Genomic DNA, 21,071 nt, shown 5'->3' with positions numbered 1-21,071 from the left:
GAAATCGAACCCTCTTGCCGCAAGTGTGGGGACTCTGTCTCGACACGCGTTAGGGCCTGACTTAGGGTCGGCAGCGTATCATCAGGGTTCTTAGTCAAGACATGTCACACAAACGCGTATTCATCACTGGCGCTGCGGGATTTATCGGGTTTCATCTTGCACAGCGGATGTTGAAGGATGGCTGGGAAGTCATGGGGTTCGACGGTCTGACGCCTTACTATGATCCCAAGCTCAAGGAGGCGCGGCTCTCTATTTTGCAAGCGCAGGAGCGTTTCCTCTTTGAGGAGGGGATGCTTGAGGATGAAGGGGTATTGACCCGGCTTATCGCGGAGTTTCGGCCCGATGTGATCGTGCATCTCGCGGCGCAGGCAGGCGTGCGGTATTCGATTGACGCGCCACGCTCCTATGTGACCTCAAATCTCATCGGCACCCACGAGATCCTCGAGGCGGCACGGGCCTGTCCGCCAAAGCACCTGATGATGACCTCGACCAGCTCGGTCTACGGCGCGAATACCGAGATGCCTTATGGCGAGACGGATCGAGCGGTGCACCCCAAGAGCTTTTACGCCGCGACGAAGATCGCCAATGAGGCGATGGCGCATTCCTACGCACATCTGTTTGCGATTCCGACGACGATGTTCCGGTTCTTCACGGTCTACGGGCCATGGGGCCGGCCGGATATGGCGCCCTTCAAGTTCACCAAAGCGATCCTAAACGGCGAGGCGATCGACGTTTACAATCATGGCGATATGCAGCGCGATTTCACTTATGTTGAAGACCTCGTGGAAGGCATTCTGCGCCTTTCCGCGACCATTCCAGGCACAGAGCCGGTCGGCCCCATGGACAGCCTTTCCCCCGTCGCGCCGTTTCGCACCGTGAATATCGGCAATGGGTCTCCTGTGCAGCTTGGCGCGTTCATTGAGGCAATCGAGGCGGCAACCGGGCGCACGGCGGAACGCAACCTCATGCCGATGCAGCCAGGAGATGTGCATGCGACATGGGCCGATGCGCGGTTGATCGAGGCGCTTGTGGGCGCGTTGCCGCGCACTGATATACGCGATGGCGTCAAATCTTTCGTCGATTGGTATCGCGGCTGGAACGACCGTTAGGCGCGAGGGGCGCTATGCGCCATCCAACAGGCGCGTGATCCGGTCGATCACCTCATCCTGCTGAGCATCGCTCATATCGCTGCCCGAGGGCAGGCAGAGGCCATTCGCGAAGAGCGTCTCATCGAAACCTGTGCCGTGATAGGGCGCTCCGTCATAGAGGGGTTGCATGTGCATCGGTTTCCAAAGCGGACGCGATTCGATCTCATGCTCGAGGAGTGCAAGGCGGATGTCTTCTCGGCCAACGCCAGTCTGATCCGGGTCGATGGTCAGCGCCGTAAGCCAGCGGGTCGAGAAAAGGCCGTCCGGTTCCGGCATGAAGGCGATGCCGGGGCGGGTGAGCGCGGCGGCGTAGCGGGCGAAGATCTCGCGGCGGCGGGCGACGCGGTCATCCAGCACTTCCATCTGGCCTAGGCCGATGGCCGCGCAGATGTTGGAGAGGCGGTAATTGTAGCCATATGTCGAGTGTTCGTAATGCGGGGCGGGGTCGCGGGCTTGGGTCGCGAGGAAGCGCGCCTCGTCGGCCCAGTCCTTGTGCTTGGTCACCAACATGCCGCCGCCGGAGGTCGTGATGATCTTGTTGCCATTGAACGAGAGGATCGCGGCATCGCCACCGGTGCCGGCCTTGCGGTCTTTGGTGTAGGTCGCGCCGAGGCTCTCGGCGCTGTCGACGATCAGGCGCACGCCATATTGCGCGGCCAGCGCCTCGAGCGGGTCGAGATCGGCAGATTGGCCATAGAGGTCTGTTGGCACGATAGCTTTGGGCAGGCGGTTCTCGGAATCGGCCTTGGCAAGCTCTTCAGCAAGGCGCGTGGTGTCGATGGTCCAGCTTGTCGGGTCGAGATCGAAGAACCGTGGAGTCGCGCCGAGGTAATTCACCGGGAAGATGCCACCTGCGAAGGTCATCGAGGAAATCCAGACCTCGTCTCCGGGCCCGACACCGGCGATGCGCAAGGCCAGATGAAGCGCGGCAGAGCCGGACGAAAGGCCAACGCAATGCAGATCTTCGCCGAGATAGTCCGCGACGGCGGCCTCGAAGGCATCGAGTTGCGGCCCGAGGGGGGCAACAAAATTCGATGCGAACGCTTCTGCGACACGTGCCTCTTCATGGCCGGACATATGCGGGCGGGACAGGTAGAGGCGCATGAGGGTCAGTCCTTGATGAGCGGTTTGGCCGGATTGCCGACAACGGTTGCACCGGGCGGCACATCGCGAGTCACCACAGCCCCCATACCGACAATCGCCCCGGCACCGATGGTGAGCGGTTTCTCCGGTGTCCCTTGGCGTAGGATTGCACCGGTTCCTATGTAGGCATGGTCTTCGATATGGACGTTTCCGTTGCATTTCACGCCCGGCGCGAAAGTGACGAAATCTCCGATCACGCAATCATGGGCGACGTATGAGTAGATATTTGCGTGAAATTGACGGCCAATTTTGACATTCGAAGTGATGGTCGAAAAAGGACACAAGATTGAGCCTGTTGCCAGTTCAACCTTGTCCATAATAAGCGCGTTCGTGGCTTTCACATCGAAGGGCAAAATGCCTTCGGCGATACATTTTTTCTCGAGCGTCTCACGGACCACACCACTCGCGATTGCGATCGTGATCGCTCGCCTCTCGGCAGGTTGCGCGCAGAAAGCCTCGAATGTCATGCACTCATGGCCATTGATGGCGTCGTCATGACCCGCGTCATCCACAAAGACACAACGTGCCTGTTTCCTGTCACCCAGTTGTGCAAGCAGCACCGGCATCACTTCGCGTCCGAAACCGCTTGCCCCATAGACACCAATCAGTTGCGTCATGACCCGGGCCCCTCAAATCTTGACATGGTGGCTTCGCCTGCTGCTGAGATCCCTTCGCGCTTGACCACTTTGCGGATGGTCAGCCAGATGATCTTGAGGTCGAGCCAGAGGCTGCGGTTGTCGACATACCAGACATCGAGAGCGAATTTCTCGTCCCAGGAGATGGCGTTGCGGCCATTGATCTGGGCCCAGCCGGTCACGCCGGGACGCACGTCATGGCGGCGGGCTTGCTCGGCAGAGTAGAGCGGTAGGTAGTCCATCAGGAGGGGGCGCGGGCCGACAAGGCTCATGTCGCCCTTGAGGACATTCCAGAGTTCCGGAAGTTCATCAAGCGAGCTTGAGCGCAGGAAGCGGCCAAGCGGTGTCATGCGTTCAGAATCGGGCAGGGGGGTGCCGTCGGCATCCACCGCATCGCGCATGGTGCGGAATTTCACCATCTGGAAAGGTCTGCCATCGCGGCCTGGGCGGGTCTGTCGAAACAGCACCGGCGCCCCCATTTGTCCACGAATCTTCCAGGCGACAAAGGCAAGGATCGGCGAGAAGAGAAGCAATCCGAGGCCAGCACCGAGAATATCGAGACCACGTTTAAACAATGAACAAACTCCTAATCGTACGTTTGCGCGATCAACCTTTACGCAGCCTTTCTGCGGGAAATTGCCCTGAACTTCAATCGCGGATGCAGCCAGTATCCCCTAGTCGTGAGGATTTTTCATGAACCCTTTTGCCGATCGCGCGCGTTCCATCTCGGGTCCGGCCACGGATGCCCTTCCGGTTGTGCCGGATGACAGCAACGATCTGCCCATCGTGGCGATCGCGCTTTATGCGGAAAGCGGCGGAACCGTCGTTGTCGATACCGTTGCAGGCGAGACCCGATCCATCGCCGTGGCGGATTTCTCGATCCTGCCATTGGGCGTTCGTCGCATTCGAGCGAGCGGAACATCGGCGGCGGGTCTTCATGCACTGGTTCTCGCATGAAGACGCTGTGCGATCTTTCCATAACATCGGCGCGCCATCGGCCGCGTCACATCTGGGATCCCAGCGCGCTTTTTCAGGTCGCGCGGCTTGGGGCTTGGTATGATTTTTCCGATCTCTCGGTGCTGTTCCAAGACGCGGCCGGCACGATCCCGGTGACCTCTGATGGTGACCCTGTGGGATGTGTTCAGGACAAATCCGGCAACGGCCATGACGCGGTGCAAGTCACTCCCGCCGCGCGACCTACATGGCGCACGAATGGCAGTTTGTGCTGGATCGAGTTCGACGGCGTTGACGACCACATGGTCATCCCAGCCATTGCCTATACGGCGCCGATGACCGCGTGCCTTGGGCTACAGCGGTTTGCAGAAGGCAGTTGGAGCAGCTTTCGAAGCGCAAAGGTGATCCCGCCCTATATCAATACCGGATCCGCGACCCCGAGCAGCACGGGGGCGGTGACAAACTCTGCGGGAGGGAGCGACCGTGTTGACGGTGTCGTGTCGAGCTATAACCGGCAAGAGCTCTACACGGCGCTTTTGACACCGCGCGTTGGCACCGCGTTTGCCAATACCAGCACCAGCCTTCACGCGGAGGGCACTTTCTTCTGCTATGGCCATATACGTGCCAGTGGCAAGGTCTTTGGCTATGCGGAGTGGGACGACGCCAATCTTGCCGAGGTCGCTCAGGTCGAACACTGGATGGCGAAGAAAACAGGAGTGGTCCTATGACGAAATCCATCGCGGTCCTGACGACGGGCTCGGCCTTGGCCGCCGCCAACGCGCTTTTCGCCGAAAATGGATGGGGCGCAGATAATTTTCTCGTCTCACTGAGCGCTTCGGGCGATGCGCCTCCAACCCATTTTGGCCTTCGGGCAAGCGTCAACAGCGGGTTTGCCTCAGGGCTTGCTGACGCGGTTGCCGCCGATACGGAGCTTTCGGCGCATATCACGGTGGACGTTCGCGCGGATACGGATCGACAAGGCCATTTCGCGGCTTTGCTGCACGCAGCAGGATTGCAGCGGATCGAGCCCGCGCCAGAAGGCTAGAGCTTGGCAGTGTCCGCGCCCCAGGCGTGTGCAGGGTCGACAGAGAACAGACATGGCGGTGCAAAAAGCTGCCATGTCTACACGCATTTGAGGCCGTGAAAGGGTCTAAGACGCAGGTGCTCTTTGGAGGGCCGCCTCATCGGAATAAACGTTACGCCAGCGTTGATATTCCATTTCCGCAAACAAGTGGCCAGAGTCACCCGCTCCAAGAGCATAGCCGACGCCTTCGCCAGCGGCACTGACCGCGAGAAAAATGGCAAGATGCGGGAAGCAGCGAAACAGTTCACGCCCATGTCCGCCGCGGATCGCAGTCCAAGAGATCGAAATCAGGCGTTTGACAAAGATGAGCGGCGCCGCAGCTGCAAACGCCAACCGATGAAGCGAGGACCAGGTTTCACGTCGGCTTGCAGCAAACATGCGGCCTTCTGCGAAATGCAGGGCGAGAGAAGCACGGAAGAACGAGTAGTTCATATGTGCGACTTCGATCTCTGGGTCGATCCAGAACTTATAGCCTTTCTTGCGCAGATCATTCTGCAGCACCCATTCTGCCTCGAGCATGTTCGCAAGATCGTCGCCATAGGTGAGTAGCATCTCGCGGTCATACGCGGAGTTATGTCCGGCGATATAGGGCACGAATTCTGCTTTGGGTGCGTGCATCCACATCCCGTACTCAATCATCAGCGATGCCCAACTTGCCGCAGTGCGGGGATTGGCGTTCCGCATGACCGGTCCAATAGCCGCGGCGTAGGCGTGGTGGCTGACAAGGCGTTCTGCCCAGCGATCGGAAAGGGGAAAGGCATGGTCCTCTGAAAAGATCACCACCGCCCCTTGCGCCGCACGGATGCCTTCGGCTCTGGCGCGTGCCGAGCTCGACAAATCATGACCAATGACCTGAAAACGCGCGAAGTCTTGTAGGTCGAGGGCCTCGATGGAGGCGACCAATTGCGGTTTCGCGACGATGATCAGTTCCAGTTCCTGCACGATGCTCTGCGTCTTTAGCCGAGACAGGAGGCCATGGAGCGCTTCGGGGCCATCTCCTGTTACACAGATCACACTCGCGGTGATGGGGGTGTCGGGCATGCGCGTTCCCTTTTCTTACCTGTTGAACGCAATCCGAGTGAACGCGGATCGCGATTTGCGACTGAGGGTAAACCCAACCTATGCCAGACGCGACCCCAGAACGCACAAAGGTTCGTCACGCAGCGCATGGACCAGAGGGCGGGGAAAGGTTAACACCGAAGGGGGGCACCGCAGGTGACCTCGTAACGAGTCGGAAAGCATGTCGGTTCTGAAAACCTATAGACCGGGGGCGCTAAGCGCTTTGTTCTCGCAAGGGGCAAGCGCATTGGGCGGGTTTCTCGCTTTTCTATTTCTGGCGAACATGCTCAGCAAAGACGATTTCGGCGCTTACTCCTTCGCCTTTAACGTTATGATTTTGTTCTCGATTCTGGCAACACTCGGGTTTGATCGCACGCTTCTCTTGCACCTTTCACGCGATGGCGATCCGCGCCAGCCAATGCGTGGCTCGGGCCTATTGCTTAGAACGCTTGGCGGATCAGCCTTGGCGTCTGTGGGTTTCATGGCCTTGATATGGGGCGTTTCCACCCCACTCGCACAAGCGATGCAGTCCGAGGTGGTGCAATGGTGGCTCGCGGCGCTCGCGCCGGTGGTCCTGCCGATGGCGGCTTTGCTTCTTCTCAGGGCGTGGTTTCAGGCCAACCACCGGTTCGCGATTGCAGCGGCGATGCCGGGAGTGGCAGACTTCCTTCGCGCCATGCTGATCGGCGTGGCTTTTGTGGCCGCAACCGGGAAGATCGGCGTAGCTCTGGCTGTCGTCGCAGCATTCACATTTCCCATGGTCGCGCTCATGTTGGGGGCGCGCAATGCGCAACGCAGCAGCGGCTACCGGCTTACGCGGGAAGACTTGTCACGCGGAATTATTTATGCATTTCAAAGGATTACCGAGGCCGGCCAGAACCTCTTTGATGTCATTATCATTGGTCTGGTGGCGAGCGATGCGACAACGGCGGAATTCGCATTGGCGGCCCGGTTGGCGGTTTTGACCGATATCGGGCGGCAAGCGGTGCATCCGACCTTCCTGCCACGTGCCCGGCTTCATCTTACCACAGGCGATCAGACCAAGATCCGCAGCGAGTATGATTGGGTGCGTTTCCTGTCTCTCTTGGGGGCATTGGCCGTAGCAGTGTTCATGCTCATGTTCGGCCCGATGATCCTCATGCTGTTCGGCGGCTATGAGGCAGCCTTTGGCCCGCTTGTCCTCATGGTTGGCGGATATGTTGTCACGGCGGCTGGTGGGCCGCATCTTGGTTTTCTCACGATGACCGGGGAAGTCCGTCTTCCCGCCCTGATCCGGGTCGGCGGGGTCGTCCTTACAGCAATTGGTATCGTGATCGCTGTGCCTCAAATTGGGGCGCTCGGGGCTGGGTTTGCCATTCTTTTGGCCTTGATTGCCGTCAACATCGCCGCGCTTGCCGCGCTTTGGTGGATGACTGGATTCAACGGTGTATCTCTGCGCGTGCTGGGCTTCGCGCTCGTCGCGGTTTTGACGCTGTGTGCTGTGGCGTTGGATTGGATGGCACCGATCTTTGGCGGTATGGTGGTTGTTGTTGTTGGGCTTTGCCTTGCGGAGAGTGAGTTAGCCGGTCTGCGAATGGCGCTTCGACGACTTCGCAGCAGGCGCGGGGGAGTTTAGAGTGTTTCGCGACGCAAGTAGTGTCGAACCGGGCGCGGTACTGGACGCTCAGGTGGCGATTGTCGGAGCCGGCCCGGCGGGGATTTCGCTTAGTCTTGCCCTCGCGAAATCAGGTGTGTCGGTTCTTCTTATCGAGAGTGGCGGGGAGCGTCCGACAGAAGAGAGCGACCTCCTGAACCAAGGCACATCGACGGTCGCGGGATATCCGTTTATGGCCTCTCGGGCGCGGGCCCTCGGAGGGTCTACGACGCGTTGGTATGGGGCGTGTGTTGAACTCGATCCGACGGACTTCCAAGCCCGTGATTGGGTGCCATTCAGTGGCTGGCCCATCTCAATCGAACATCTTAATGGCTACATGGCAGAGGCGCGTCGGTTCTTCGGCCTATCAGACACCACGCCAGATCACTTACAATTTGAAACAGAGGCGCAGTTCGGACCCGATCTTCAGGTCCGGGCCGTCTGTCATAGCGATCCTCTCGACATTGGGAAAGCCTATCAATCGGCCTTGCAAGGTTCCAAGAACATCCTTTGCCTAATGCAAGCGACTGTCTGCAAGATCTTACAGAATGAGGCGGGGCAGGTGGATCACCTCGACGTGCGCAGGCCCGATGGGGAGCGCTTTCAAGTGCGCGCCACACGCTTTGTCCTTGCAACCGGGGGGCTCGAGATCCCACGGCTGCTTCTTGCGTCGCGTGATCGCGATGAAAGAGGGGTCGGCAATGAACATGATGTGGTGGGCCGCTACCATATGGAACACCCGATCCGTTCGGTCGGTGTTCTGCCAATCAAGAAGCAATCGGCGGCAGCACGGTTCCTGTCAGACCGCCATCACGTCCACGACAGGGCGGTCGAGATTAAGCTTGGCCTCTCAGCGGCAAAGCGAGAGCGCCTGAAACTTCTTGACCTCCACGCACGGTTCTACCGCCTGCATCCCCTTGAAACCGATCCCGCCGTTGCGGCGGCCAAGAGAGTGCTTCCTGCCTTGCGCGGCAAAGAGAGCGTAGGAGAGTTGCGCCGTTATATGAAGACGCATGGCTTTGGCTCGGCCGCAAAACTTATGCGCTATGGGCTTTGGCATTTCGACAACAAGGTGCGCGCAGGGGCCTCCTTTGATCATTTGCGCCTTTTGGCATTTCTCGAGCAAGAGCCGGACCCGGAAAACAGGATTGTCCTATCGACCCGAAAAGATCGCTTTGGCACGCCTTTGCCGCATCTTGTCTACCGTGAGAGCGCCCATTTTTGCGACAGTGTGGAACGCTCTCTTGAGGCGATAGCGCAATTGCTCGAGGAGGCCGGGTTCGGGCGGCTCCGGACCGATCGAACCACGTTGGACGCGCTGCGCCACTATGAGAGCTACGGATTTCACCCAATGGGTGCGACGCGGATGTCAGAGACCCCTAATATGGGCGTGACAGACGCCAACTTGCGCATTCATGGAGTGCCCAATCTTTTTGCAGTTGGGAGCTCTGTTTTTCCAACGGGTGGCGCGGCTAATCCGACGCTGACCGTGGTGCTGTTGGCGTTGCGTTTGGCAGACCACTTAACTAGGCTCATTGAAGCGAGATCCGTTCGATAGCAGCAGGCGATCGGACGGTTCGTTTGGCTATTGCGCGTTGGGAGTAAGATGTCGTCTCACCCGGACATTTCGATCTTCATGATCACCGACGACAGCTATGCGAAATGCGCGCGCACGATCTCTTACCTGAAGCAACAGACCATTGTGGACCGGATTGAAATGGTCATTGTGGGGCCGTCTCTTGAGGAGATGCAGCCGGACTTTGACGACCTCCAGGACTTCCACAGCTACAAGATCGTTGAGATGGGAGAGATTCCTTGGGTCGGCGTGGCTGCGGCGCGAGGCTTCAAGGAGGCCTCGGCAGATTACGTGATCTACGCCGAAGAGCACGATTTTCCACCCGACAACTGGGCAGAGGTTGTGCTCAAGGCATTCGAGAGCGGGGGATATGACGCTGTCGGCTGGGGGATGCTTCCGGCCAATCCCGGGCTTGTCGCCTGGGCCCATATCTATGGCCAGTTTGGTGATGCGGTTGCGCCGCTCGAGTCAGGGCCTGCAGAGCGGCTTGGGCCACATCACGGTGCGTACCGGCGCGAGACCCTATTGGAATATGGCGAGGATTTGCCTTATGCGTTCGGCAATGAGGGGGTTCTTTATCCGGATCTCATCCGACGGGGAAAGACGCTTTACCTGACCGGTGAGACGGTGACGGAGCACACGCAGATTTCCAACTTCACTGACTATGCGCGCCTCGAGTTTATTGGCATGCGCATTTATGCCGCATCACGAATGCGCGTAGAGAAATGGCCGATTTGGAAGCGGGCGCTCTATATCGCGGGCAGCCCCCTAATCCCGTTCCTGCGGCTATGGCGCAGCTTGGGCCATATTCGACGCACCAAACGCAGCAGGGACCTTCTGCCGCAGGCCGCATTCGTCATCCTTGCCGTGAACATCGCTGGCGCACTCGGAGAAGCGATCGGCTATGCGATTGGCGCAGATGATCAAGGACGGGCAGAACGCATGCAGATCGAGCTTGATCGCTATTCCTTCGTGAATGAGCAGGACCGGGCCGGGCGAGCGCGCTTTGCCAGCGGCAAGACCGTACAAGAGACTGACGCAACACCCCCTCAACAAGGCAGCTAAGACACCTATGTCTGTTTCAATCATTATCCCGAGTTTTAATCGTCCCGATCGCCTGAGAGGGTGTCTTGAAGCGTTATCGCGTCTCGATGGTGGGCCATATGAAACCATCGTGGTTGATGATGGCAGCCCAGAGCCGCTGGCCCCGATCTGTGCGGAGTTTGGAGATACCGTACAGTGTCTTCGACAGGAAAACGCAGGTCCGGCAAAAGCGCGCAATGCCGGAGCCGCGGCGGCGACAGGGGATTTCCTCGTCTTTACAGACGATGATTGCCGCCCAGAGCCGGGCTGGGTCACGGCGTTGCTTGCGGCGCAAGGTGGCGCGGAGGATGCGCTTATCGGGGGATATGTGGTCAATCTTCTTGAGGACAACATCTATGCGACGGCGAGCCAGACGCTCTGTGATTTCCTCTATGATTACTTCGAGGCGAGCGAAGGGAATACGCCCTTCTTCACCTCAAACAACATCGGCTGCGCGCGGAGCGGATTTCTCAAACTGGGCGGGTTTGACGAGACTTTTCCGCTTGCCGCGGCTGAAGATCGGGATTTCGGTATGCGCTGGCGCGAAGAAGGCGGGCGTCTGGTTTATGCCCCGGATGCAGTTGTCGGCCACGCACATGAACTAAGCTTTCGCCGCTTCATGCGTCAGCATTCCAACTATGGAAAGGGTGCGCGGCATTTGCATAAAGTCCTCGACTCGCGCGAAGCCGAAGCGGTCAAATTCGAAGGGCTTAAGTTCTATGTGAGGCTGCTCAGCTACCCTTGGACCGGAGACAGGCAGATGCGGTTGCAGCAGACCTTTCTCATGTTCCTGTCACAGGTGGCTATGGTCGGGGGCTACATGAGGTCTCGGCTCGGCTAGCGTGTTGGCGCCGCCGCTTTGAAAGGCGCACTTCTGCCACCCCGAGAAGTGCGGCGATATAGTGGACCGCATGGAACCCGATAGAGGCCAACGCGAGTGCCGGGCCGCCCTTGGACCACAGCAGGCGAAAGAACCGCTGGTTGATCGCGACGAATGCGATGAGCAGGGCTGCGAAAAGCAAGGGCGCTGCGCTCACGAAGGCCGACATCACCACGCTTACCAACAAGAGAAGCACCAGAAGCGCGTTGGCCCGGTTCTTCAATGAGGTGTTGAGCCGCCCCATGCCGATACGTCCGTCTGCGAGGAGGCGCGCCCATGGCACGGCGCGGCCTTTCCAATCGGTCATAAACATGGACAGGAGTGTCCACCCCTTGAGATGTGTGCCTTGAATTTCGGGGGCAAGGTCAATGCGCCCCCCTGCAGCGCCGATCCTCAGACCGAATTCCACGTCTTCCAGGTAGCGTAGCTTGGGGTCAAACCCGCCCAACTTGGCAAGCATGGAGCGAGTGACAGCACCAAGGCCGGTCCAGAAAGTCTCGGCCTTGCCTGCACTGATCTGGTGGGTGTGGTGGTGTAGGAGATTACGGTATCGGCTTACAAGGTGTGGGCCGGACGGCGCGTCATCATAAGAGCCAAACAGCGCATCTGGTGCGGCCTCTTGCGCGAACGCAGCAAGGATTTTCGCGCGCGTTCCCCGGCAGACAGCCACATCAGAATCCACGAAGAGGATGATCTCGGATTGCGTCGCTGCGGCCCCAGTGTTGCGAGCCACGCCGGGACCGCCTTGGCGCTCTCTACGGATCACGGCGACACCGCGCTCCTTGGCCAATGCACCAGTTTGGTCAGTGGATGCATCATCGACGACGGTGATGCTTTCCGGGGCAAATCCATCCGCGAGAAGGGCATCAATGCAGCGGCCAAGATGATTGGATGCATCATAAGCAGGAATAATGACGCAGAGATCTCTCACGAAGGCGCTCCGTACATACAACTATTCGGCAGCGATATCGCGCTGCGCGTCCTTCTCAACTTCGAAATCCTCGTGGTAGGAGCGCTCTGTATTGACCTCCCAGACATCATGCCTTGCCCCCATGATATTGCGCGCGGCATACATCGCAGAAAGCATAGAATGGTCTTGGTTGTTGTAGCGATGCAGGCCTGCGCGCCCCACAGTCTGAAAGTTCTCGAGCGTCTTCAGCCATGCAGAAATGATCTCAAGCGCCTCGCGGTAATCGCTATCATACACGGGATAGGCCTTCAGCTGACGCACGATCGCGAAGTCGGTCACGGCCTCGGCTTTGGCCAGTCCGAGCGCTTCGAGCTCTTTCGCCGCAAGATCGCGCAGAGCGGTCTCGTCCATTTCCCAAAGTGCGTCGCCTTGGTTGCAGAAATACTCCATGCCAATCGAAGAGGTGTTCGGGTCTGCGAGCATATCAGGAGACCATGCCCGGAAATTCTGAATGCGTGCGACATTCACGTCAGGGCTATGAATGTAAATCCAGTTGTCCGGAAAAGGATCCGGATGATCGAGACAAAGCGTTACGATGAGGAAGTCTCGATAGCGCAGCTTCTCGGCCGCGGCGACCACGTCAGGAGGCGGGGGCGGATCGAAAGCAAAGATCAAGTCCCGGAGCGGCATGCTGTTGATGAAATCATCGCCTTCAATCACAGAGGTTTCAACGGCCTTGCCGTCCTCGCTCCACGTTCGGGTCTCGACAGATGTCACGCGGGTGTCAGACCGCTTGATGCGGGTGACTTCTCGGCGCATCTGCACTTCGCCGCCAGCCGCGCGCACGCGATCTCGCACAAATTCCCACATCATACCGGGGCCGAGGCGGGGATACTGGAAGCGCTCGATCAAGGTCTTGGTGTCGTTCGCCCCGGAAATCGCATTCCAGACAGCCTTGGGCAAGGAGAGGTTCTGAATGCGTTGTGCGGCCCAATCCGAGCGGATTTCGCTCGGGTCGACACCCCAGACCTTGCGCGTGTAGCTTTGGAAGAAATGCATATAGAGGCGTCGACCGAAGCGGTTCGTCACCCATTGTTCGAACGTGTCTTCCTGCTTGGAGGGGCGCACTCTCCAGCGGATGTAGGACAAGAGGATGCGCACCGCCTCGACAAGACCGATATTCCGCAAGGCATTGAAGAGTTTCAGGGGATAAGAAAAGAACTTGTCCCGGTAAAAAATCCGGCTCAGGCGATCGACCTCGATAAAATCGTCCTGCATCACCTCGTGCCACATCGCCTCGACCTCTGGCACCTTGGTGAAGAAGCGATGGCCACCGATATCAAAGCGATTGCCGTTTTTTTGCTCGGTGCGGGAAATACCGCCAACCATATCGGAAGCTTCTAGGACGACCGGGATCGTCGGAGCGCCGATTTTCTGCAACTCATAGGCAGCAGTTAGCCCGGCAGGACCTGCGCCGATAATAATCGTACGCGACGCCGGCCTGTCTCCGGTGAACGGCTCATTCATAAGGTTTCGATCCCCTTCATTGCTCGAACACTAATCGCAGCATCCGGGCCTTGTCCACAGCCAAGGGCCGCAGATTTTTCGAATGTGTGACAGGAGGTTGAAGCAGGGCTGTATCCCCTGCATAGTCCTGAGAAGAAAACACCAATCGGGATGGGCAATCCCGATTTGACGGGATGGGGTGGGGGCGCATGGCAAGACTTTATGACAGCCGAAAAAGGGTAATGGTCACTGGTGGAGCGGGCTTTATCGGTTCGCACTTGATCGACCGGTTGATCCAGGAAGGGCATGAAGTCCTGTGTGTCGATAACCTCTTTACCGGAACCAAGCGCAATATCGACCATTTGCATGGCAATCCGCGCTTCGAATTCCTGCGCCACGACGTGACATTCCCGCTCTATGTCGAGGTGGATGAGATCTACAACCTCGCGTGCCCGGCGTCACCGATCCACTATCAATACGATCCGGTTCAAACGACCAAGACCTCTGTGCATGGGGCAATCAACATGCTTGGTCTCGCGAAACGGCTGAGCTGTCCGATCTTTCAAGCCTCGACTTCGGAGGTCTACGGCGACCCACATCAGCACCCGCAAACCGAAAGCTATTGGGGCAACGTGAATCCGATCGGGCCGCGATCCTGCTATGATGAGGGTAAGCGTTGTGCCGAGACCTTGTTCTTTGACTACCAGCGCCAGCATGGTCTCGAGATCCGAGTGGCGCGTATTTTCAACACCTACGGGCCCAGGATGCATCACGCTGATGGACGCGTCGTGTCGAATTTCATTGTTCAGGCGTTGCGTGGCGAGCCGATTACACTCTATGGCGATGGTAGCCAGACGCGCGCTTTCTGCTATGTGGACGACCTCGTCGAAGGCATGATCGCAATGATGCAGGCGGGACAGGAGGCGAGCGGGCCGATCAACCTTGGCAATCCGGTGGAGTTCAGCATTGCAGAGCTTGCCGAACAGGTGGTTGCCCTTGTGGGGTCTCGGTCGGAGATCGTCTACAAGCCCTTGCCACAGGACGATCCAACCCAACGCTGTCCCGATATCTCACGGGCGCAATCGCTCCTAAACTGGCAACCGGTCACCACGTTGGAGACCGGCCTTCACAGTACGGTCGGGTATTTTCAAACATTGCTTCAAGAACTTGAAAGCGCCTAGCGAGGCAGCATCGCAATACCCCAAAGGCATTCGATGCGCAGCTAAAACAGGCCCGCGATCAGTTCGATCGGCATGCCCCAGTCCAGCCCAAAGACATGTTTCGGCGCCCAAACTATGCCGAGCACGAGGAGCAGGAGCGACGATGCCGTAGGGATGGTCTTCGTCTGTCGGATGCGTCCACGCAGAAGCATTAGGGCGAACAATAGTAAGATCGGGGTCACGTGCATGACTGTTTGCCGGCCCCAATCAAGGCCGACGGAGTAGAGCGGCAGGATCGGGAGGACCGATAGGATGATCGGCCAGAGCATTGTGCGTGTGCCGTTTGTACGGCCAAGTAGGTAGAGCAGCGGCAATAGAAGGCCGGGGTAGATGATGAGGTGCCACGCGCCATAGCCTCTGCCGTAGGCGCGTTCTGCGACATAGTCGACGGCTGATCCGGCATTGTCCGCCGTGACTCGGATCGCATCTTTGCAGAAGCTTTCGTTCAGACCACGGTCAAGCAATGGCTGACACACGTCCATCGCAGAAGCGATCCCGGAGAACCGAATGGGATACCATGTGTGGAAGGCGGCCCACGGTAGAAGGAGCGCAGCCGTGACGATCCATTGCGGGGTAGCGCGGCCCAAGACGATCCACGCCATGAATAAGAACATCGGCGTCATCATCGCATTCGCGATATGGCCGCTCACACCGAAGGCAAAGAGCAGGCTTGCAAAAGCGACAACCCAACGGTCCCGGCTTGGGGTGCCGGTCGAGAAAAGCAACAGCGCCATCGCGGCGTAGGTGATCATCTCTTTGCGCGCTGTTCCATAGGGATCGGCGGCCCAAAACAGGAGACAGAATCCGGGAGAAAGCAACAGAAGTGCTGTGAGGCCGGGGAATGGCGATGCCCAAAGGGCACGCAGAACACCGAGTGTAATTGCGGTCGCAAGACTACACTGTAGGAGAATTGCGACGCTTAGTGGTGAGACATGCAGCGTATCAGAGATGCGCAGTAGTGCCGAACCAAACAGGCCGCGTCGCACATGCACATTTTCGGCATTGATCAGCCAATCCGCCGTATTCCAAGAATGTCCACCCATCAGGTAGTGGCCCCGAAAAATCATCAGGATTGCCACAAGGGAAACGATCATGACGAACGCCACGAAAGCGCGGATGTAGCGCTCCGAGCGATCAGGCCCATACCAAGTTTGCGTTGATTCGAAAGGATTTCTCATTGTGTCAGTAAGGCTTGAACCGACGGAGGAGACAAGGCTTGCGCCGCTGGCGAGGCGCGCTTTGGATTTCGGTGGCTTCACCGTGGTGTCATTCGTTAGGTGCTAAGTTCAGTGAAAGCATCTCGCGCAGGCTTGGTCGCCTTGTTCATGGAACCTTCATACGCCTTCCGGGAGAGTTCGCTTGCAATCGTTCGTCTTTGAGCGATATGTCTGCGCCTAGGTTGTTGTAGGGTTTGAGTATGAAAGTTCGCGAGTGTGGCAAGAGTTGGTTTCTGGCGCAGATCAAGCCGAACTGCGCAAGAGTAGCCGAGAAGAACCTCGCACAGCAGGGGTTTGCAACGTTTCTTCCGATGCAGGAACAGACCCGCCAGACCGCTAGTAGGTTCATAACCACCCTGCGACCGCTGTTCCCGGGCTATATCTTTGTGCGTTTCGATACTGCGAAGGGCCTGTGGCGTAAGGTGAATTCGACCTATGGGATTACACGGCTGGTCAGCCTTCGCGGAACGCCGACCGCGGTGCCTGATGAAGTGGTTTCGGAACTCATGGTGCGGTGCGACGATCAGGGAAAGCTCGTCCCGATCGCGGATTTCGCGCCAGGTGACCGCGTTTCCGTCAACAAGGGGCCTTTTGCCGATTTTGTCGCAGAGGTCGAGACTGTTTGCCCGGATCAACGCGTCTGGCTGTTGATGGAGATCATGGGCGGACAGACGCGCGTAGCCGTCGATGCAAATCAGCTTCGAGCTGGCTGAGAAAAACAGCGCAGTATTCAGATTTCGCTTGGAAATTTCGCTGAAATGTCTTTGCATTGCGAGACATGAGAGAGACTGAATTTGCATAATGGTAGATACGCTCAACGCTTTGACGCATTGCGCCTCGAACGGGCTTGATTTCGGTCGCGTTTTTCGCAGCCAGTTCGTTCTTTCCGAGCGCAACGATATTGAAATTCCCGAATGGCAGACAAAACAGATCGGCGCGTGGCGTTTTCAGCATTGTCCTGATCTCCCAGTCAGCGAGCTTTGCGCGGCAGATGGCACAAATGTCGGCTATGTCGCTGGTATTGCGGTCGATCCGCAAGGGCAGGTGGTTGATCGCCCGCAGATCCTCCAGAGCAGTCCCGATGATGTCGCTTTCTGGGACGATGTGGAACGATATGTGATTGGCCTTGCGGGGCGCTATGTGGTTCTCGCACTGCATGGCGCGACACCGCGACTATTCACCGATCCCGTTGCGGATTATGGCGTTGTGTATGATCCGGAGAGCCGTCTTATCGCGTCTTCTCTGACGCTGGCGCTGCAACGACCGATACATCCTAATCCGATCTTTCCATGGGCCGAGATCAGGGAAGCCAAGAAGCAGTATTCCCTTGGCCATACGCGCGATTTCTATGTGAAGCGTCTTCTTGGAAATCACTATCTCGGACTACATGATTTTCGCGCGCGTCGCTTCTGGCCACGTGAAGATAGCGATCTCGAAACCCGCCCTATGGAGCAGACAGACGCGATTGTAGACGCAATTCATGCCCGACTCTCCCAGAACATCCGTGCGCTGCTTACGATCGGGAATTGCATTCTGCCGCTCTCGGGCGGCCGGGACTCTCGCTGTCTTCTAGGGGCGGCGATGGAAGATATCCACAAAGCGCAGTTCATTTTTTCATGGCGATTTCACAAACAATCCGGGCTTGATACGGAAACCGCGGCAAGGATTTGTGCGCGGCTAGGTCTTGAACATAGGGAGTTCAAATTCCAGAAGGCGAGTTTTGAAGATCGACAGCGGTTCTTTCTCGCCAATGGCTATGCGACGTTTGGGCCCGAAGTTAAGACGCTGGCGATCCATGAGCAAATACCGGAGAACCTCACCATTCTGCGCGGGAACATCATGGGGATCTTGCGGGCGACCAACTGGGCGCGACAGCGTGAAGGGGAGCTTAACATTGACCATGGCGTCAAGCGGCTTCGCATCTACGGGGCCGGCGTGACCGAGCGACCGTTCCAGCTTTGGCATCATGCCTTCTTGGAATGGCACGAGACCCTTCCGCCACAAGGCAAGAACAAGGTGCATGACCTTGCATGGCTCGACATCACACTGCCGCATACGCAAGGGGCGCGTTGGCATGGGTTTCCACAGCATTTCTATATGAACCCATTCTGCGATCGGCAGTTGTTGGCGCTTTCTATGCAGCTTCCGCTCGAATTGCGTCGCAATGATGAAGCCTACAAGGCCTTGCTGGATCGTACCATTCCAGACCTAAAGGATATTCCCTTTGTCTGACCGACCCACTGAGGCAGGGCAGGAGACCCATCATTTCCTCGTCTATGGCAGGGTGCAAAAGGTCGGATATCGCAATTGGGCCATGAGCCGGGCTCAGGAAATCGGGCTTACGGGGTGGGTGCGCAACCGGCCCGATGGGCGGGTCGAGATCATGGCCAGCGGTACGGCACGGCAATGCACCACGTTCGAGACCTTACTCGCCAGGGGCCCAAAACACGCAGACGTGCGCCGCGTTGATGCTCGCCGCGCCAAGCCGAAAATCTTTCAGGCGTTCAGCCGAAAGGCAACCGGGCCAAGAACATCTGAAGAGATCAGCGATATCATATCGACACTCGATCCAGAATATCTCGCAGCGTGCCAGAAGGCCTATGATGGCTTGCCTCCGGACAGCCGGCGCATGAACCGGTTTCCAAAGAAGCAAGGAAACTGGCGATTTGGTCAGATCGATAAGGCCGCGGAAACATGCGGTTTGAATTTGGTGCACTTGGGTCCCAATGCGCCGCCAAGCCTACTATGTCGTGCGGGAGACCGGACCTTTGGATTGGATGTCACGCGGCCGTCTTGGGTGTTGCCGCTGACCGAAGAACTAAGCAATAACAAGTTCTTGACCAAGGTTCTTCTCGAAGGCCTTAACGTCCCGGTTCCCACCGGAGAGATTTGCCGCACCAAAGAAGAGGCCCGTGCCGCCTTTGCGCGGATAGACGGCGCGGCTGTTGTCAAACCAGTCTTCGGAACAGAAGCAAAAGGCGTCACGCTCAACATCAATAGCGAACAAGCTTGTGAGCGTGCGTTTGCCCACGCACAAGCGGAGGGGACGAAGGATCTCGTGCTGGTCGAGGACTATGTGCGCGGAGTTGATCTACGGCTCTTGTTGCTCGGGACCACGCTCATCGCGGCATATCTGCGCCTGCCTGCGCATGTGGTGGGCGACGGGACACAAAGCATTTCCGAGCTGGTGGACGAGAAGAACGCCGCGCGCCAATCCTTGCCGTCGACACAGGAGAGCCAACTCCTCAAGCTTGGTCTTCGGCAGCGGCGTCTCTTGTCTCTACAAGGCTACGCGCCAGAGGATCGCCCCGCGCCGGATCAGATCGTGCTTCTTGGTGTCTCTCCGAATTACATCGAGGGGGCGGACCTGCTTCCGATTACGGATCAAATTCATCCGGACGTGGTCGCGCTTGCACGGCGCGCCGCGGAAGCAATTGATCCGAAGGGGTTCTGGGGTGTGGATATCCTCACCGAAGACTTCACAAAGCCACAGCATGAGGCGAAATCCGTACTATGCGAGGTCAATAGCCGTCCTGTCGGCGGCGTGTTCCGTTACGCCACGCATGGGACGCATGTGCATTTCTTCGAAGAGGCGTTCAAGACTGTCATGGCCACGCCAGATGTCTTTCGCCCCGGTGAGGCCAAGCCGCCACTCGAGGTTCGCACGGCACCCAAACCAAACATCGAGGACCGGTTTGAGCAGCAGGTGGCAAACGTCGTCACTAAGATGCGCCCTGATGTTTTTCCGCTGACCCGGGATATCCTTGTTGAGCGCGAAGAAAAGGCCACATCGTTCTACCTCTTGAATCCGAACTCGAGTTTTGCGCGTGGTGCGCTTGCACCTTGGCGTTGGTTGGCGCTGCGCGAAGAGCTTGCTCGAGAAGGCGTTCCTGTGGCCCGAATTCTGGATGCGCAGGACGCTAAACCTTTGGTGAGGAACAACGAGACACCTCTTGGGCGCGCTTTCCTGACACTGGCACGCAGCAAGATGCGCACTCTCTGGGTTGAGGATGCGGAACGTCTTGCAAGTCTTGAACGGGACAATCCGGGCTGGCAGATCAGTTTGGAGACCTTTGAAACACCAAGCAGTTTTGAGGTCGCGATATTGGGTGGGCAGGCGTCCGCAGCAGTTAGGATCGACCACGATCCGCACTTCGCGACCGGAAAAGACACAACCGAAGACCTCCTAGCGCAAGCCGTGCTACAGAGACGCGGAGACATCCCGCTCAAACCACGAGAGTTTCGCCGACAGTTGCGAGATGGCCAAACCATCGCGCCAAAGGATACCCCGCTTGCCCAGCCACAGGCGATTGCGCGGATGGCTGGCACAATTCAGGTCCATGAAGTGATCCCCAGCGATTTGCGCGGGATTTGCGAGACACTAACGAAGCTATTGCCGGGTTTCGCAATTGGGACGGCGGTCTTCCGACTTGGTCGCGACGCCCAATGGGCGCTCTCTGAGCTGCGCGCTGGTATTGATACGAGGCCGTTCCTCCGGCCAGACAGCGGCGGCGCCTTGGATTTTGCGCGATTGCAGGCGGGATATGCATTGGCCAACCCTGTACGCTACGATGTGGCCTTGTCTCTCGATCTCCTGCAACAAGCGTCCGGATCGGCCTAGTTCTTGTGAAATCCGCGTCGAAACTGCGTCAAATCTGCGCCACGCCTAGACCGTTTCAAGGGCTGCTTCATTTCTGTGCATTCCATGAAAGCAAAATGGCTATGCGCATTTGTAACGTGCGGTTAACCAGGCGCTGGATAGATTCCTTGGTAGAGCGAAGGCCACTAAGTCTCGACCGTGCCTCATGATATTGGACGACCTTTACTGGCGGGCCTTTGATCTTCTGACGCCGTTCGCGAGAGCCGAGAAAGCAACCTGCACCGAAACGACGCAGCAGAAGTTGGCCGATGACCGCAGAGATATTTGAGCAGCGTGGAAGTTTTATTGTTCCTGTCACACCAATACTGTAGGTTGTATGCGCAACAATTGCTTGGCGGCCCTTTCAACGAGTGAGGTTTTTTA

19 protein-coding genes are annotated in these 21,071 nt (G+C 57.9%); 12 read left to right on the top strand and 7 right to left on the bottom strand.

What is annotated here, in order from left to right; translation table 11 throughout:
- The first annotated feature begins 101 nt into the window (after positions 1–101).
- The gene (locus R1W01_RS05770; protein WP_317275051.1) at positions 102–1,109 is read left to right on the top strand and encodes an NAD-dependent epimerase/dehydratase family protein; all 1,008 of its coding nucleotides are present in this window, start codon (positions 102–104) and stop codon (positions 1,107–1,109) included.
- Between the two features lie 12 nt (positions 1,110–1,121).
- Here the strand turns inward: R1W01_RS05770 and R1W01_RS05765 are convergent, their stop codons facing one another.
- Genes R1W01_RS05765 through R1W01_RS05755 form a run of 3 tightly spaced genes read right to left on the bottom strand, consistent with a single transcriptional unit; the run spans position 1,122 to position 3,501 of the window.
- Entirely contained in the window at positions 1,122–2,252 is a 1,131-nt protein-coding gene (locus tag R1W01_RS05765) for a DegT/DnrJ/EryC1/StrS family aminotransferase (RefSeq protein WP_317275050.1), read from the bottom strand.
- Positions 2,253–2,257: 5 nt separating this feature from the next.
- On the bottom strand, positions 2,258–2,908 hold the full coding sequence (locus R1W01_RS05760) for an acetyltransferase (protein ID WP_317275049.1): 651 nt from the start codon (positions 2,906–2,908) through the stop codon (positions 2,258–2,260).
- Positions 2,905–3,501, bottom strand: a complete 597-nt coding sequence (locus R1W01_RS05755) for a sugar transferase (RefSeq protein WP_317275048.1) — start codon at positions 3,499–3,501, stop codon at positions 2,905–2,907. Before R1W01_RS05755 ends, R1W01_RS05760 begins: the two co-directional genes overlap by 4 nt.
- Before the next feature lie 118 nt (positions 3,502–3,619).
- On the opposite strand from R1W01_RS05755, the gene R1W01_RS05750 reads away from it, so the two are divergent.
- Genes R1W01_RS05750 through R1W01_RS05740 form a run of 3 tightly spaced genes read left to right on the top strand, consistent with a single transcriptional unit; the run spans position 3,620 to position 4,925 of the window.
- Positions 3,620–3,883, top strand: coding sequence for a hypothetical protein (locus R1W01_RS05750; protein WP_317275047.1), 264 nt, complete (start codon positions 3,620–3,622; stop codon positions 3,881–3,883).
- On the top strand, positions 3,880–4,608 hold the full coding sequence (locus tag R1W01_RS05745) for a hypothetical protein (RefSeq protein ID WP_297758888.1): 729 nt from the start codon (positions 3,880–3,882) through the stop codon (positions 4,606–4,608). Before R1W01_RS05750 ends, R1W01_RS05745 begins: the two co-directional genes overlap by 4 nt.
- A complete protein-coding gene (locus R1W01_RS05740; RefSeq protein ID WP_297758890.1) occupies positions 4,605–4,925 on the top strand; it encodes a hypothetical protein in 321 nt (106 codons plus the stop codon). Before R1W01_RS05745 ends, R1W01_RS05740 begins: the two co-directional genes overlap by 4 nt.
- A 105-nt stretch (positions 4,926–5,030) precedes the next feature.
- On the opposite strand, the gene R1W01_RS05735 is transcribed toward R1W01_RS05740, so the two are convergent.
- On the bottom strand, positions 5,031–6,005 hold the full coding sequence (locus tag R1W01_RS05735) for a glycosyltransferase family 2 protein (RefSeq protein ID WP_297758893.1): 975 nt from the start codon (positions 6,003–6,005) through the stop codon (positions 5,031–5,033).
- 199 nt (positions 6,006–6,204) lie between these two features.
- Here R1W01_RS05735 and R1W01_RS05730 point away from each other — a divergent pair, with 199 nt between their 5' ends.
- Genes R1W01_RS05730 through R1W01_RS05715 form a run of 4 tightly spaced genes read left to right on the top strand, consistent with a single transcriptional unit; the run spans position 6,205 to position 11,156 of the window.
- On the top strand, positions 6,205–7,638 hold the full coding sequence (locus R1W01_RS05730; protein WP_297758896.1) for a lipopolysaccharide biosynthesis protein: 1,434 nt from the start codon (positions 6,205–6,207) through the stop codon (positions 7,636–7,638).
- A 1-nt stretch (position 7,639) separates the two neighbouring features.
- The gene (locus R1W01_RS05725; RefSeq protein WP_297758899.1) at positions 7,640–9,214 is read left to right on the top strand and encodes a GMC oxidoreductase; all 1,575 of its coding nucleotides are present in this window, start codon (positions 7,640–7,642) and stop codon (positions 9,212–9,214) included.
- A gap of 48 nt (positions 9,215–9,262) precedes the next feature.
- Positions 9,263–10,297 (top strand): glycosyltransferase, encoded by a 1,035-nt coding sequence (locus tag R1W01_RS05720; RefSeq protein WP_297758902.1) that lies wholly within the window; start codon positions 9,263–9,265, stop codon positions 10,295–10,297.
- 7 nt (positions 10,298–10,304) lie between these two features.
- Positions 10,305–11,156, top strand: coding sequence for a glycosyltransferase family 2 protein (locus R1W01_RS05715; RefSeq protein WP_243612749.1), 852 nt, complete (start codon positions 10,305–10,307; stop codon positions 11,154–11,156).
- Here R1W01_RS05715 and R1W01_RS05710 read toward each other — a convergent pair.
- Positions 11,119–12,126 carry a glycosyltransferase family 2 protein gene (locus tag R1W01_RS05710; protein ID WP_297758906.1) on the bottom strand — a complete coding sequence of 336 codons (1,008 nt, stop codon included), beginning with the start codon at positions 12,124–12,126 and terminating at the stop codon, positions 11,119–11,121. The genes R1W01_RS05715 and R1W01_RS05710 overlap by 38 nt on opposite strands.
- Positions 12,127–12,147: 21 nt before the next feature.
- Positions 12,148–13,632, bottom strand: coding sequence for an NAD(P)/FAD-dependent oxidoreductase (locus tag R1W01_RS05705; RefSeq protein WP_297758908.1), 1,485 nt, complete (start codon positions 13,630–13,632; stop codon positions 12,148–12,150).
- Positions 13,633–13,820: 188 nt separating this feature from the next.
- On the opposite strand from R1W01_RS05705, the gene R1W01_RS05700 reads away from it, so the two are divergent.
- Positions 13,821–14,792, top strand: coding sequence for a UDP-glucuronic acid decarboxylase family protein (locus tag R1W01_RS05700; protein WP_243612752.1), 972 nt, complete (start codon positions 13,821–13,823; stop codon positions 14,790–14,792).
- 41 nt (positions 14,793–14,833) lie between these two features.
- Here the strand turns inward: R1W01_RS05700 and R1W01_RS05695 are convergent, their stop codons facing one another.
- Positions 14,834–15,925, bottom strand: coding sequence for a hypothetical protein (locus R1W01_RS05695; protein WP_317275046.1), 1,092 nt, complete (start codon positions 15,923–15,925; stop codon positions 14,834–14,836).
- Between the two features lie 323 nt (positions 15,926–16,248).
- Here R1W01_RS05695 and R1W01_RS05690 point away from each other — a divergent pair, with 323 nt between their 5' ends.
- The 3 genes from R1W01_RS05690 (at position 16,249) to R1W01_RS05680 (ending at position 20,669) form a co-directional block, all read left to right on the top strand.
- Positions 16,249–16,761, top strand: a complete 513-nt coding sequence (locus R1W01_RS05690) for a transcription termination/antitermination protein NusG (RefSeq protein ID WP_297758914.1) — start codon at positions 16,249–16,251, stop codon at positions 16,759–16,761.
- An 88-nt stretch (positions 16,762–16,849) separates the two neighbouring features.
- A complete protein-coding gene (locus R1W01_RS05685) occupies positions 16,850–18,280 on the top strand; it encodes a hypothetical protein (RefSeq protein WP_297758917.1) in 1,431 nt (476 codons plus the stop codon).
- The gene (locus tag R1W01_RS05680; protein WP_297758920.1) at positions 18,273–20,669 is read left to right on the top strand and encodes an acylphosphatase; all 2,397 of its coding nucleotides are present in this window, start codon (positions 18,273–18,275) and stop codon (positions 20,667–20,669) included. Before R1W01_RS05685 ends, R1W01_RS05680 begins: the two co-directional genes overlap by 8 nt.
- Positions 20,670–21,071 lie beyond the last annotated feature (402 nt).

The organism is Shimia sp. FJ5 (genome assembly GCF_032918335.1).
Classification (GTDB): Bacteria; Pseudomonadota; Alphaproteobacteria; order Rhodobacterales; family Rhodobacteraceae; genus Shimia; species Shimia aestuarii_A.
This window is presented reverse-complemented; position numbering and strand designations above follow the sequence as displayed.

What these genes read in the sequence shown, in the direction of transcription:
- R1W01_RS05715 (WP_243612749.1), top strand. Translation starts at nt 10,305, where the DNA reads ATGTCTGTTTCAATCATTATCCCGAGTTTTAATCGTCCCGATCGCCTG.
- R1W01_RS05690 (WP_297758914.1), top strand. Translation starts at nt 16,249, where the DNA reads ATGAAAGTTCGCGAGTGTGGCAAGAGTTGGTTTCTGGCGCAGATCAAG.
- R1W01_RS05685 (WP_297758917.1), top strand. Translation starts at nt 16,850, where the DNA reads ATGGTAGATACGCTCAACGCTTTGACGCATTGCGCCTCGAACGGGCTT.
- R1W01_RS05735 (WP_297758893.1), bottom strand. Translation starts at nt 6,005, where the DNA reads ATGCCCGACACCCCCATCACCGCGAGTGTGATCTGTGTAACAGGAGAT.
- R1W01_RS05770 (WP_317275051.1), top strand. Translation starts at nt 102, where the DNA reads ATGTCACACAAACGCGTATTCATCACTGGCGCTGCGGGATTTATCGGG.
- R1W01_RS05765 (WP_317275050.1), bottom strand. Translation starts at nt 2,252, where the DNA reads ATGCGCCTCTACCTGTCCCGCCCGCATATGTCCGGCCATGAAGAGGCA.
- R1W01_RS05695 (WP_317275046.1), bottom strand. Translation starts at nt 15,925, where the DNA reads ATGATCGTTTCCCTTGTGGCAATCCTGATGATTTTTCGGGGCCACTAC.
- R1W01_RS05705 (WP_297758908.1), bottom strand. Translation starts at nt 13,632, where the DNA reads ATGAATGAGCCGTTCACCGGAGACAGGCCGGCGTCGCGTACGATTATT.
- R1W01_RS05750 (WP_317275047.1), top strand. Translation starts at nt 3,620, where the DNA reads ATGAACCCTTTTGCCGATCGCGCGCGTTCCATCTCGGGTCCGGCCACG.
- R1W01_RS05745 (WP_297758888.1), top strand. Translation starts at nt 3,880, where the DNA reads ATGAAGACGCTGTGCGATCTTTCCATAACATCGGCGCGCCATCGGCCG.
- R1W01_RS05700 (WP_243612752.1), top strand. Translation starts at nt 13,821, where the DNA reads ATGGCAAGACTTTATGACAGCCGAAAAAGGGTAATGGTCACTGGTGGA.
- R1W01_RS05760 (WP_317275049.1), bottom strand. Translation starts at nt 2,908, where the DNA reads ATGACGCAACTGATTGGTGTCTATGGGGCAAGCGGTTTCGGACGCGAA.
- R1W01_RS05740 (WP_297758890.1), top strand. Translation starts at nt 4,605, where the DNA reads ATGACGAAATCCATCGCGGTCCTGACGACGGGCTCGGCCTTGGCCGCC.
- R1W01_RS05730 (WP_297758896.1), top strand. Translation starts at nt 6,205, where the DNA reads ATGTCGGTTCTGAAAACCTATAGACCGGGGGCGCTAAGCGCTTTGTTC.
- R1W01_RS05720 (WP_297758902.1), top strand. Translation starts at nt 9,263, where the DNA reads ATGTCGTCTCACCCGGACATTTCGATCTTCATGATCACCGACGACAGC.